Origin of the sequence: Bradyrhizobium sp. SZCCHNS30572, assembly GCF_032484415.1 — a bacterium.
Lineage (GTDB): Bacteria > Pseudomonadota > Alphaproteobacteria > Rhizobiales > Xanthobacteraceae > Bradyrhizobium.
In genome coordinates this window covers 167,253-179,653 of record NZ_JAUESY010000008.1, presented here as the reverse complement: position 1 = coordinate 179,653, position 12,401 = coordinate 167,253, and the positions used below count along the sequence as shown (strand labels likewise).

The window sequence follows — 12,401 nt, the reverse complement described above, 5'->3', positions numbered from 1 at the left end:
CCGGCTGCTTTTTTGTCAATGTTTGTTACTGGCCACGTCTTCTCCGTGGCTGGATCATCGGCATTTCGATGTTTTCCAACGGCTTCTTCAGCGGTAACCATGATGCGTGGCGGCAGCCTCGGTGTTGCCTTAATCCGGGCGGATTGGCTTCCTATGCGGTTGGTTGATGAAGTGTTTTCGGCTAGAGAGGCCGGGGCCGCGTGATGCGTGCCACTGGCGGGGCTCTTCCTTCGCGGTCATGAAGCGACCTTCATGGTGCACGGCGTAGATCAGATCACAGGCATCGGGTTCCAAAGAAGCATGTCGATACAGCGTCTCACGCGCGACCTCCGTCATCCCGCAGCAAGCATCGGCCGGCTCCGGCTCGCCGCGTCGCTGATCCTGCTGGCGCTGCCGTTGAGCGGCTGCGGCACCGGCGGACTCTGGGACAAGTTCCTCGCCAAGGACGATACCTTCGTCGATGAGCCCGCGGACAAGCTCTACAATGAGGGCTTGTACCTGATGAACGAGAAGAAGGACGTCAAAGGCGCGACCAAGAAGTTCGAGGAGGTCGACCGCCAGCATCCTTATTCCGACTGGGCCCGCAAATCGCTGCTGATGTCGGCCTACGCCTCCTATCAGGCCGGCGACTACGATGGCTGCATCGGCGCCGCCACCCGCTACGTGACCCTGCACCCGGGCAGCCCGGACGCGGCCTATGCGCAATACCTGATTGCTGCCTCGCATTACGACCAGATCCCGGACATCAGCCGCGACCAGGGCCGGACCGAGAAGGCCATCGCCTCCCTCGAAGAGGTGGTGCGTAAATATCCGACCTCCGAATACGCCACCAATGCCAAGGCCAAGATGGAGGGCGCCCGCGACCAGCTCGCCGGCAAGGAAATGGATGTCGGCCGCTATTACATGCAGAAGCGCGACTACACGGCCGCCATCAACCGCTTCAAGGCGGTGGTGACGCAGTATCAGACCACGCGGCACGTCGAGGAAGCGCTGTATCGCCTGACCGAGGCCTACATGACGATCGGCATCGTCGGCGAGGCCCAGACCGCGGCGGCCGTGCTCGGGCACAATTTCCCCGACAGCAAGTGGTACAAGGACGCCTACAATCTCGTGAAGTCGGGCGGCGTCGAGCCCGAGGAGAACAAGGGCTCCTACATCTCGCGCGCCTTCAAGAAGCTCGGCCTGGGCTGAGCAATCGGCCGGATCGCTCGTTTGATCTGGCTTTGTTCTATATTCTTGTTTTGTTCTCTATTTGCTGCTAGCATCGAGTCGTTCGCTCAGGGGCGTTCCGCCCCGTTACGAAGGACTTCGGTTCCATGCTGGCGCGACTGTCGATCCGTGACATCGTCCTGATCGAACGACTCGATCTCGAATTCTCCCATGGACTTGCGGTGCTGACCGGCGAGACCGGTGCCGGCAAGTCGATCCTGCTGGACGCCTTCGCTCTCGCGCTCGGCGGTCGCGGCGACGCCAGCCTGGTGCGCCACGGGGCCGACCAGGGGCAGGTCACGGCCGTGTTCGAGATCGGCAAGGATCATCCCGCGGCCAGGATCCTCGCCGCCAACGGCCTGGATGCCAATGGCGAGATGATCCTGCGCCGCGTCCAGTTCGGCGACGGCCGCACCCGCGCCTTCATCAACGACCAGTCGGTCAGCGTGCAGACGCTGAAAGCGATCGGCGCCACCCTGGTCGAGATCCATGGCCAGCATGATGAACGTGCGCTGGTCGATGCCGCCACCCACCGCCGGCTGCTGGATGCCTTTGCGGGCCTGGAGAAGGACGTCGCCGCGGTCGAGGCCCTCTGGGCGGCCCGCCGGACCGCGGTCACGGCGCTCGACGAGCACCGGGCGGGCATGGAGCGCGCGGCCCGCGAGGCCGACTATCTGCGGCATGCCTCGGACGAGCTGAAGAAGCTGGCGCCGAAGGAGGGCGAGGAGACGCAGCTCGCCGCCCGCCGCACGGCCATGATGCAGGGCGAGAAGATCGCAGGCGATCTGCGCGACGCGCAGGATGCGGTCAGCGGCAACCAGTCGCCGATCGCCGCGCTGGCCGCGGCCGTTCGCCGGCTGGAGCGACGCGCGGTCAGCTCGCCCGCGCTGGTCGATCCGGCGGTGAAGGCGATCGATTCGGCGATCAACGCCCTGGAGGAGGCCGATCAGCATCTGACGGTGGCGCTCGCGGCCACCGATTTCGATCCGCTGGAGCTGGAGCGCATCGAGGAGCGGCTGTTCGCGCTGCGCGCGGCTGCACGCAAATATTCGACGCCGGTGGATGGGCTGGCGGCCTTGGCTGCCAAATATGCCGCGGATGTCGTCCTGATCGATGCCGGCGCCGAGCAGTTGAAGAAGCTGGAGGCGGCGGCGGCAACAGCCGATGCGCGCTATGCCGCGGCGGCGGCCAAGCTGTCGGCGGCGCGGACCAAGTCAGCGGAGAAGCTGAACCGGGCCGTCCATGCCGAACTCGCCCCGCTCAAGCTGGAGCGCGCCAAGTTCATGACCCAGGTCGACAGCGACGCCGAGGCGCCGGGGCCGGAGGGCATCGACCGTGTCGAGTTCTGGGTCCAGACCAATCCGGGCACGCGGCCGGGCCCGATGATGAAGGTCGCCTCGGGCGGCGAGCTGTCGCGGTTCCTGCTGGCGCTCAAGGTCGTGCTGTCCGACCGCGGCTCGGCGCCGACCTTGGTGTTCGACGAGATCGACACGGGCGTTGGCGGCGCGGTCGCGGATGCCATCGGCGCCCGGCTGGCGCGGCTCGCGCACGGGGTTCAGGTGATGGCCGTGACCCATGCGCCGCAGGTCGCGGCCAGGGCGGACCAGCATCTCCTGATTTCCAAGGATGCGCTGGATCGCGGCAAGCGTGTCGTCACCCGGGTCAACACGCTCGCCACCCTGCACCGCCGCGAGGAGATCGCCCGCATGCTGGCCGGCGCCGAGGTCACCGCCGAAGCCCGCGCCGCCGCCGACCGGCTGCTGGAGGCTGCGGCGGCGTAGCTGGAAACGGAGCGGGCCGAACGCTTTGGCTCCGGCGTGCGCATTGTGTACACCGTCGTTTCGGAACGGCCTCCGGGCCGTCCCGCAACGACGAGCAGATCATACGCATGCCCAAGACAGCAAAACCGAAGCAGCCCGTCGACGTTGCCGATCTCACCAAGGCCCAGGCCAAGGTGGAATGGAAACGGCTGGCGCTGGAGCTCGAGACCCACGACAGGCTCTATTATCAGGATGACGCGCCGAAGATCTCGGACGCCGCCTATGACGAGCTGCGTCGCCGCTTCAATGCGATCGAGAAGCGTTTCCCCGAGCTCGTCAGCAGCGAGTCTCCGTCGCAGAAGGTCGGTGCCGCGCCCTCCGGCCGGTTCAAGAAAGTGCGGCACGCGGTGCCGATGCTGTCGCTCGACAACGCCTTCGCCGAGGAGGACGTGCGCGACTTCGTCGGCCGCATTGCGCGCTTCCTCAAGCTTGCCGACGATCGCATCGATTTTTCGGCCGAGCCGAAGATCGACGGGCTGTCGATGTCGCTGCGCTACGAGGGCGGCGAGCTGGTCACCGCCGCGACGCGTGGCGACGGCGCCGAGGGGGAGGACGTCACCGCCAACATCCGCACCCTGAAGGACGTGCCGCACAAGCTGCACGGCCGCAACCTGCCCGACATCTGCGAAGTGCGCGGCGAGGTCTACATGACCAAGCAGGCCTTCCTCGCGCTCAACGAGCGCCAGAAGGAAGCGGGCGACACCATCTTCGCCAACCCGCGCAACTCCGCCGCAGGCTCGCTGCGGCAGAAGGATCCGGCCATCACCGCCTCGCGTCCCCTCGGCTTCTTCGCCTATGCCTGGGGCGAAATGAGCGCGATGCCGGCGGAGACGCAGAGCGGCATGATCAAATGGTTCGAACGCTGCGGCTTCACGACCAATCCGCTCACCAGGCTCTGCCACTCGGTGGAGGAACTGATCGCGTTCCATCGCCACATCGAGGAACAGCGTGCCGAGCTCGACTACGACATCGACGGCGTCGTCTACAAGGTCGACCGCATCGACTGGCAGGAGCGGCTCGGCTTCGTGTCACGCACGCCGCGTTGGGGCATCGCGCACAAGTTTCCGGCCGAGCGCGCCATGACCGTGCTCAAGGACATCGAGATCCAGGTCGGCCGCACCGGCTCGTTCACGCCGGTCGGCAAGCTTGAGCCGGTCGGAGTCGGCGGCGTCATCGTGCAGAACGTGACGCTGCACAATGAGGACTACATCAAGGGGATCGGCAACAAGGGCGAGGTTCTGCGCGAGGGCCGCGACATCCGGATCGGCGACACCGTCGTGATCCAGCGCGCTGGCGACGTCATCCCACAGGTGGTCGACGTCCTGATCGACAAGCGGCCGAAGAACGCCAAGGAATTCCATTTCCCCAAGACGTGCCCGTGCCCGCTGCATACCGACGTCGTGCGGGAGGAGATTGCGACCGGCGAGGAGGGCTCGCGCGCCCGCTGCACCGGCGAGTTCGCCTGTCCGTTCCAGAAGATCGAGCACCTCAAGCTGTTCGCCTCGCGCCGCGCTTTCGACATCGACGGCCTGGGCGAGAAGCAGATCCAATTCTTCTTCGACCAGGGCTGGGTCAAGGAGCCCGCCGACATCTTCACGCTGGCCGCGCGCAACGCCAAGCTGAAGCTCGAGGAGATTGAGGGCTATGGCGAGACCTCGGTGCGCAATCTCTTCAATGCCATCGACGCCCGGCGCGAGATCGCGCTGGAGCGCTTCATCTTTGCGCTCGGCATGCGCCATGTCGGCGAGACCACGGCGCTGGCGTTGGCGCGGGGCTACGGCTCCTGGGATGCGTTCCACGAAGCCTGTCTCAAGGTCGCCAACGGCGACGAGGAGGCGATCGCGGAGATGGATGCGCTCGACCAGATCGGCGACACCGTGATCAAGAGCGTCGCCGCCTATTTCGGCGAGGACCATAATCGCGGCATCGTCGAGCGGCTGACGAAAGAGGTGAAGATCCTCGACGCGGAGAAGCCGAAGCGCAATTCGCCGATCGCGACCAAGACCGTGGTGTTCACCGGCACGCTGGAAAAGATGACGCGCGATGAAGCCAAGGCGACCGCCGAGCGGCTCGGCGCGAAAGTCTCGGGCTCGGTGTCGAAGAAGACGGACTACGTCGTCGCCGGTCCCGGCGCGGGATCAAAGCTGAAGGACGCGCAGAAGCACGGCGTGCAGGTGCTCACCGAGGACGAGTGGCTGCAGCTGATCGGGGAGTAGCTGCTCCGCGGTGTTGGTTGCGACAGACGCTGGATGCGACACCAACAGTTGTCATCATCCGCGAAAGCGGATGATCCAGTATTCCAGAGGCATTTGTCATGGAGCCGGGACGCCTCGGCCTGCTGGATACCCGCCTGCGCGGGTATGACGCCGACAGTGACGCGCGGTCGTGCAGTCGCTCACGCACCTCCCTCACATTACCCCGGCTTCGTCCTCTTCCGCCGTCTCGATCAGCTCCTTCGTCACCTTCATCTGCGTGCGCGGAACCAGGAAGATCATGCTGCAGGCGCAGGCGAGGGACAGGGTGAGCATCGCTGACGTCAGCGGCAGCGTGCTGCTGAAATGGCCGCCGAGCCAGGCGCCGAGCTGCGACGTCAGCGCGCCCACGCCCATCTGCAGGAAGCCCATCGCGCCGGAGGCGGTGCCCGCCGCGCCCGGCCGGACGCTGATGGCGCCGGCGGCGGAGTTCGCCATCACGGCGGCATTGGCGAACATCAGCAGCATCTGCGTGCCGAACAGCACCGAAGGCACCTGGTTGACGCCGAACAGGCTCCAGGTGAAGTTCAGCGCGGCGCTGGTGAGCTGCAGTCCCAATCCGAACCAGATCAGCCGATCGAGCGAATGGCGCGGCGCGTAGCGCACGCAGAACAGGTTGCCGACGAAATAGGCGAAGCCCGTGGTCGCAAACCACGCGCCATACTCCGCCGAGGAGCGGCCCATCTGCACCTCGACGATATACGGCCCGCCGCCGGCGAAGGCGAAGATGATCTGCGAGGCCAGCACCTGGCACAGCATGTAGCCGAGGAAGGCGCGGCTCTTCACCAGCATGGCGACGTCGCGGCTGAAGCTCGCGTCTTCGACGCGGGCAGGGCGGGTCTCCGGCAGCGCCATGGTCACGGCGATCGCGATCACGATCGACAGCGCGGCGACGACGTAGAAGATGGCGTGCCAGCCGAACGCGATCTCGATCAGGCCGCCGGTCAGCGGCGACAGCATCTGCGCGATCATCATGACCGCGACGACGAGGCTGATCATCGCCCCGATGCGCTCGCGCGGATAGAGATCGCGGATGATGGCGCGGCTGATCACCATGCCGCTGGCGCCGCCGAGCGCCTGGAAGAAGCGCGCCGCGATCAGCTGGGGCAGGGTGTCGGCGAAGATGCAGCTGACGCTCGCGACGATCGACAGCACGAGCCCTGCGAGCATCACGGGGCGGCGGCCGAAGCGGTCCGACAGCGGCCCGAGCAGCAGCTGCGAGATCGCGATGCCGGCCATGTAGAACGACACCGTCATCTGCACCACGGAGGCGTCGCGCCCGAACGTGGTCGCGAGCAGCGGCAGGGCCGGCACCAGCAGGTATAGCGAGATCGGCGCCAGCCCGGTCATCACGACCAGGAGGACCAGCACGGTGCGCGAGGGGACGGCGCGCGGTGGCGCCGCCCCGGGCGGTCTGCTGATCATTCCATGCATGGTGCCGCTCAAATCGGGTGAACGCCCTGACTGTAGCGGCCTTCCGCTTCGCGGAAATGCCTGTTTCGGCATGCGCCCATGCGGGCAGCGGGACAGTTCGTAGCTGGACAGTCCGGATGACTACAGTGGCGCAGTCGCCTGATCGAGCCAGCGCTGGTCGCTGTCGTCGAGCGCTGCACGGACGGTTTCCCTGACCCGGGCATGATAGGCGTCGAGCCATGCCCGTTCCTCGGCGGTCAGCATGACGACATCGATCAGGCGGCGGTCGATCGGCGCCAGGGTCAGCGCCTCGAAGCCGTTCATCGGCTTCTCCGCGCCCGCGACGTCCTTCGCCACAACGAGCTCAAGGTTCTCGATGCGGATGCCGAAGGCGTCGGTCTTGTAGTAGCCGGGCTCGTTGGACAGGATCATGCCGCGCTTCAGTGGCGCCGTGCCGAGCTTCGAGATGCGCGCGGGCCCCTCGTGCACGGACAGATAGCTGCCGACGCCGTGGCCGGTGCCGTGCTCGAAATCGATGCCCGCCTGCCACAGGAACTGCCGCGCCAGGGTGTCGAGCTGCGCACCGGTGGTGCCGTCGGGGAAGATCGCGCGTGCGATCGCGAGGTGGCCGCGCAGCACGCGGGTGAAGCGGTCGCGCATCTCCTCGGTCGGCGCGCCCACGGCGATCGTGCGGGTGACGTCAGTGGTGCCGTCCTGATATTGCGCGCCGGAATCGATCAGCAGCAGATCACCCGGCATGATGCGGCGGTTGCTCTTGCGGGTGACGCGATAATGCACGATGGCGCCGTTGGGACCGGTGCCCGAGATGGTCGGGAACGAGACGTCCCTGAGTGCGCCGGTGTCGCGGCGAAAGCTCTCCAGCGCCTCGACCGCATCGATCTCGGTCAACGTGCCCTTCGGCGCCTCGCGATCGATGAAGGCGAGAAAGCGCGCCAGCGCCACCGCATCGCGCTGATGGGCGCGCCGCGTGCCGTCGATCTCCACCGCGTTCTTGGCGGCCTTGAGCAGGCTGACCGGATCGGCGCCGCGCACCGCCTTGCCGCCGGCGCCCTGGATCAGCCGCGTCAGGGCATCGGCGGCCGTGGCGCTGTCGAGCGCGACGGCTGCGCCGGATTGTGCGAGCTCGCTCAGGCGCAGTGTCAGCGTGTCCGGCTCCGCCACATCAGCGCTCTGCTCGAGATGATCGCGCGTCAGGTTCGAGAGCTTGCGGGAATCGATGAAGATCGTCGGACGTCCGGCCTTGGGCACCAGCGCATAGGACAGCGGCAGCGGCGTGTGCGAGACGTCGGCGCCGCGGATGTTGAAGGTCCAGGCGACGTTGTGGGAATCGGACAGCACCAGCGCCTCGACCCCGAGGCGCTCGATCTCCTGGCGGATCCGGCCGAGCTTGTCCGCCTCGCTCTCGCCGGACAATTCCGCGCCGTGGATGGAGACGGCGCCGAGCGGCGGCAGCGGCCGTTCGGTCCAGATGCTGTCGACCGGGTTGCGCTCGACCGGCACCAGCTCCGCGCCCGCCTTGGCGCAAGCGGCGGCCAGGCGTTCGGCCGCGGCCGTCGTATGCAGCCACGGATCGAAGCCGACGCGGTCACCGCTCTGCAGGTGTCGCGTCAGCCAACTCTCGGGCGGCGGCTCGATCAGCGATTCCACCATCCAGGCCTTGCCGTCGACCTGCTTGCCGGCCTGCAGCGTATAGCGGCCGTCGACGAATATCGCGGCTGCCTGCGGCAGCACGATCGCGAGGCCGGCCGAGCCGGTGAAGCCGGTCAGCCATGCCAGCCTTTCCTCCGATGGCGGCACATATTCGTTCTGCTGCTGGTCGGCCCGAGGCACGATGAATCCGGTGAGCTTGCGCCTGGCCAGCTCTTCGCGGAGCGCGGCCAGCCGCGCGGTCAGCGCCACTCCGGTTTCGGGTTCTTCGAACGTCTGGAACAGAGCTTCGAACATCGGTCTCATACTTTAGAAGTGGATCCTGCCGCGTCGGCGACGAATACTCCTTCAGCCGACAGTGCAGTGCACGAAGAATCTCCTTGCATTCGCCTGTGCAAAAAGATTTGCTGTCGCATGCCAGTCATCCGAAAGAGGTGCGGCGAGGAAACGTATGGACGTGACGACCGCGATCGTAAAGATCATCCACGGTCGGTCGCATGATCCGGGGAGTGCCTCAACTCAACGGCGAGGGGATGCACGATGCCTGCTTTTACCTTCGAAAAACTATCGGCGCCCGCGCCAAGCGGACCGGCGTCCGCACCGGCCGAGAAGCCGCGCAGCGCGCTGGCCGATCTCGTCAATCGTCTCGTTGCGCCGCGCGGTCGACGTGCCTCGCGTAATCAGTCCGACTCCACCTCCCAGCAGAGCCAGCCGAAGACGTAGTCGCGAGCTTGCCGCACCAGCGTGCAGGTTCGATCCACGCCGCGAGCTGATCCGCCTTACTGCTGCTTCTGCAGCAACAGGCTGCTCCACCCCTCGATTCTCAAATGCCGGATCGGAACCAGGCCGCGAGCACGATAGGCGGCGCGGACGGCGCGTGCCTGCGGGGTCAACAGGCCCGACAGGATCACGAAGGCTCCAGGCGCGAGGTGGCGCAGCATCGGCGCGGCCAGCTGGCGCAGCGGGTTGGCCAGGATATTCGCCAGCACCAGGTCGAACGGGCCGCACCGGGCAAAGTCCGGGGCGGCGAAGCCGGTGGCGCGGATGACCCGGACCAGGGGGCCTGCGCCGTTGAGCTGGGCGTTCTCCCGCGCCACCATGACCGAGGGCGCATCGATGTCGCTCGCCAGCACGGACCGGTGCGTCGCCTTGGCGGCGGCGATGGCGAGCACGCCGGTTCCGGTGCCGAGGTCGAGCACCCGTCGCGGCGCGCGCGCCTTGAGCACGTGATCGAGCAGCAGCAGGCAGCCGCGGGTGGTGCCGTGGTGGCCGGTGCCGAAGGCGAGCGCCGCCTCGATCTCGATCCCGAGCTTGTTGCCGGGCACCCGCTGCCGGTCATGGCTGCCATGGACCATGAAGCGGCCGGCCGGCACCGGAACGAGGTCGTCCAGGCTGGCCTTGACCCAGTCCTTGGCCTCGACGACCTCGAACGCCAGGGTCTGGGCCACGTCGGAGCCTGCCGCCCCGCCGACCAACTCGCGCACCAGCGCCTGGTCGGGCGGGTCGGCAAAATGAACCGTGACGTCCCAGCGCCCGTCCGGACGCTCGAACGCCGCCACCGCCGCGTCGCCCTCGAAGAACACCTCGGTCAGGACGTCGACCGCCGGGCGGGCGGTCGCTTCATCGGCAACCGTGAAGCTGGCCTTGTGGGTGGCGGGCGTGGTCGTTGAGGTCATCAAGGTGGATCCTGGCGAGATTTGACGGCGTGGTTAAGGGAATTGCCTGCCAACGCAAGCGATAGGACCGCAATCTGGCCGGATCTGCGCATCCGGCGGTTGTATAATGCCTTTCCTGATCCGAATAAAAGTTGAGGTTCAATTGCAGCGAAGAATCTCTGCAACTTGAACTGGGGGCATTATCCCGACTTTAGGGTCCTGGCCCCTAATTTTCCCGTCATGGGAACCGGATGATCCTCGGTTCCTGGGTTGGGAAACGAGGTTCAGATGAAGTCCATTCTGTCGAAGTTCTTGCGTGATGAATCCGGCGCCACAGCCATCGAATACGGCCTGATTGCAGCGGGCATCTCGCTGGCGATCATTGCCGCCGTCAACGGCCTGGGCAGCTCGCTCAGCAGCAAGTTCGAATCGATCAACACGTCGCTGAAGTAATCCGCCCGCCGCGGCGTCCTCGAAGAACCGGGTCTCAGCGCCCGGTTTTTCTGCTCTTGAGAGGGCGTATCGAACGCCGGGTCCACAGCATATCCACAGGGCCGTGCACTGCTTCTTTGGCGGTTGATCCACCGCTTGTCCACACGGGTGTGCCGCGCCTTTCCACCCCTTATCCTCAGCCGAACAAAGCGCGATGGTCCGCCAGGATCGCCTGGGCCGCATTGTGGCCGGGGGCGCCGGTGACGCCGCCACCGGGGTGGCTGCCCGAGCCGCAATGGTAGAGCCCCTTCAGCGGCGAGCGATAGTCGGCGTGACCGAGCATGGGGCGGGCCGAGAACAACTGGTTCAAGGTCAGCGCACCGTGGAAGATGTCGCCACCGATCAGCCCGAACTGGCGTTCGAGGTCGAGCGGTGACAGCACCTGCCGGCCGAGCACGCTGGCCGCAAAGCCCGGCGCATAGCGGTCGACGGTCGCGATCATGAGGTCGGCGACCTCGTCGCGATGATTGTCCCAGGAGCGGCCGTCCGGCAGCTCGGGCGCGACATGCTGGCAGAACAGGCTGGCGACGTGCCGGCCCGCGGGAGCCAGCGTCGGGTCGAGCGTGGAGGGGATCAGCAGTTCGACCACGGGATCGCGGCTCCAGCCATGCGCCCGCGCGTCGAGATAGGCCTGGTCCATGTAGCCGAGGCTCGGGCCAAGGATGATTCCCGCGGACAGATGGTCGCCTTCGCCCGGCAGCGCGCTGAACGAGGGCAGCCGGTCGAGCGCCACGTTCATGCGGAACGTGCCCGAACCGCAGCGCCAGTTCCGGATGCGGCTCAGGAACGGCTCGGGCACGGCACCGGCCGGCACCAGGCGCGTATACAGCAGCTTCGGGTTCACGTTGGCGACGACATGGCGGGCGCGGATGGTGCGGCCATCCTCGAGCACGATGCCGACCGCGCGGTCGCGCTCGACGATCACCTCGCGCACGCCGGCCTCGACCTCGACCAGCGTTCCCAGCTCTTTCAGGCACCCGGCCATCGCCTGCGTGATCGCGCCCATCCCGCCGATCGCATGGCCCCAGACGCCCTTCTTGCCGTTCACCTCGCCGAAGGCGTGATGCAGCATCACATAGGCCGAGCCGGCAGCGTAGGGGCTGGCATAGTTGCCGACGATGGCATCGAAGCCGAACAGCGCCTTCACCAGGTCGGTCTCGAAGATCTCGTCGAGCATCTCGCCGGCCGAGCGCGTGAAAAGGTCGAGCAGGTCGCGCTGCTGCTCCAGCGACAGTGCGCGCAGGGTGTTGGCGGTGCCGAGCGCGTTGAACGCCTCGCGGATCGCCGACAGCCCGAACTGGGCGACCAGATTCGGTGGCGCCCGCAGCACGAGGCTGCGCAGCACATCCGCGATCGCCTCGAGCCGGGCCGAGAACGGGCCGATCGCGTCGGCGTCGCGCTGGCTCAGCCGCGCAACCGAAGCCAGCGTGCGGCCCTCGCCCGTCAGCAGATGGCGACCGTCCGGCGAGGGCAGGAAGTTCTGTGCCCGGCGCTCGACGATCTCGAGCCCGTGCTCGTGCAGCTTCAGGTCGGAGATGACGCGCGGATTGAGCAGGCTCACCGTGTAGGACGCGACGGAGTTGCGGAAGCCCGGATGAAACTCCTCGGTCACCGCAGCGCCGCCGACCACCTTGCGACGCTCGACCACATGCACGCGCAGGCCCGCCATGGCGAGATAGGCCGCACAGGTCAGGCCGTTGTGGCCCGCGCCGATGATGATGACGTCGGTTTCATTCATGTCAGCTTCAAGAAGTCCTGTTTAATGGCCCGCACCGGGAACCTCGGCTGGTGCTGTCGCGCCGGAAGGCTGCGACGTCAAGGAAAACTCCATTTTGCCTCAGCTGCTCGCCATACCGCCCTGCGATCCGCTATGTCTCGTCTGCTCATCGCGG

At 66.6% G+C, this 12,401-nt stretch carries 9 protein-coding genes; 5 read left to right on the top strand and 4 right to left on the bottom strand.

Annotated features, from left to right (window positions below; all coding sequences use genetic code 11):
- The first annotated feature begins 300 nt into the window (after positions 1 to 300).
- From QX048_RS23345 to ligA, 3 genes are all read left to right on the top strand, one after another.
- Complete coding sequence (locus QX048_RS23345) at positions 301 to 1,191, top strand: outer membrane protein assembly factor BamD (RefSeq protein ID WP_315713426.1); 891 nt, start codon at positions 301 to 303, stop codon at positions 1,189 to 1,191.
- A 125-nt stretch (positions 1,192 to 1,316) separates the two neighbouring features.
- The gene (gene recN, locus QX048_RS23340; protein ID WP_315713425.1) at positions 1,317 to 2,990 is read left to right on the top strand and encodes a DNA repair protein RecN; all 1,674 of its coding nucleotides are present in this window, start codon (positions 1,317 to 1,319) and stop codon (positions 2,988 to 2,990) included.
- Positions 2,991 to 3,097: 107 nt separating this feature from the next.
- Positions 3,098 to 5,245, top strand: coding sequence for an NAD-dependent DNA ligase LigA (ligA, locus tag QX048_RS23335; RefSeq protein WP_315713424.1), 2,148 nt, complete (start codon positions 3,098 to 3,100; stop codon positions 5,243 to 5,245).
- Positions 5,246 to 5,437: 192 nt separating this feature from the next.
- On the opposite strand, the gene QX048_RS23330 is transcribed toward ligA, so the two are convergent.
- Positions 5,438 to 6,715: a multidrug effflux MFS transporter gene (locus QX048_RS23330; RefSeq protein ID WP_316191437.1), complete on the bottom strand. Its 1,278-nt coding sequence runs from the start codon at positions 6,713 to 6,715 to the stop codon at positions 5,438 to 5,440.
- A gap of 120 nt (positions 6,716 to 6,835) precedes the next feature.
- Entirely contained in the window at positions 6,836 to 8,659 is a 1,824-nt protein-coding gene (locus QX048_RS23325) for an aminopeptidase P family protein (RefSeq protein WP_316191436.1), read from the bottom strand.
- Between the two features lie 243 nt (positions 8,660 to 8,902).
- On the opposite strand from QX048_RS23325, the gene QX048_RS23320 reads away from it, so the two are divergent.
- Positions 8,903 to 9,085: a hypothetical protein gene (locus tag QX048_RS23320; protein WP_315713421.1), complete on the top strand. Its 183-nt coding sequence runs from the start codon at positions 8,903 to 8,905 to the stop codon at positions 9,083 to 9,085.
- Positions 9,086 to 9,141: 56 nt separating this feature from the next.
- Here the strand turns inward: QX048_RS23320 and QX048_RS23315 are convergent, their stop codons facing one another.
- The gene (locus tag QX048_RS23315; protein ID WP_316191435.1) at positions 9,142 to 10,038 is read right to left on the bottom strand and encodes a 50S ribosomal protein L11 methyltransferase; all 897 of its coding nucleotides are present in this window, start codon (positions 10,036 to 10,038) and stop codon (positions 9,142 to 9,144) included.
- Positions 10,039 to 10,305: 267 nt separating this feature from the next.
- On the opposite strand from QX048_RS23315, the gene QX048_RS23310 reads away from it, so the two are divergent.
- Positions 10,306 to 10,470 (top strand): Flp family type IVb pilin, encoded by a 165-nt coding sequence (locus QX048_RS23310; RefSeq protein WP_315713419.1) that lies wholly within the window; start codon positions 10,306 to 10,308, stop codon positions 10,468 to 10,470.
- A 175-nt stretch (positions 10,471 to 10,645) separates the two neighbouring features.
- On the opposite strand, the gene QX048_RS23305 is transcribed toward QX048_RS23310, so the two are convergent.
- Positions 10,646 to 12,247 carry an NAD(P)/FAD-dependent oxidoreductase gene (locus QX048_RS23305; RefSeq protein ID WP_316191434.1) on the bottom strand — a complete coding sequence of 534 codons (1,602 nt, stop codon included), beginning with the start codon at positions 12,245 to 12,247 and terminating at the stop codon, positions 10,646 to 10,648.
- Between the last annotated feature and the right edge of the window lie 154 nt (positions 12,248 to 12,401).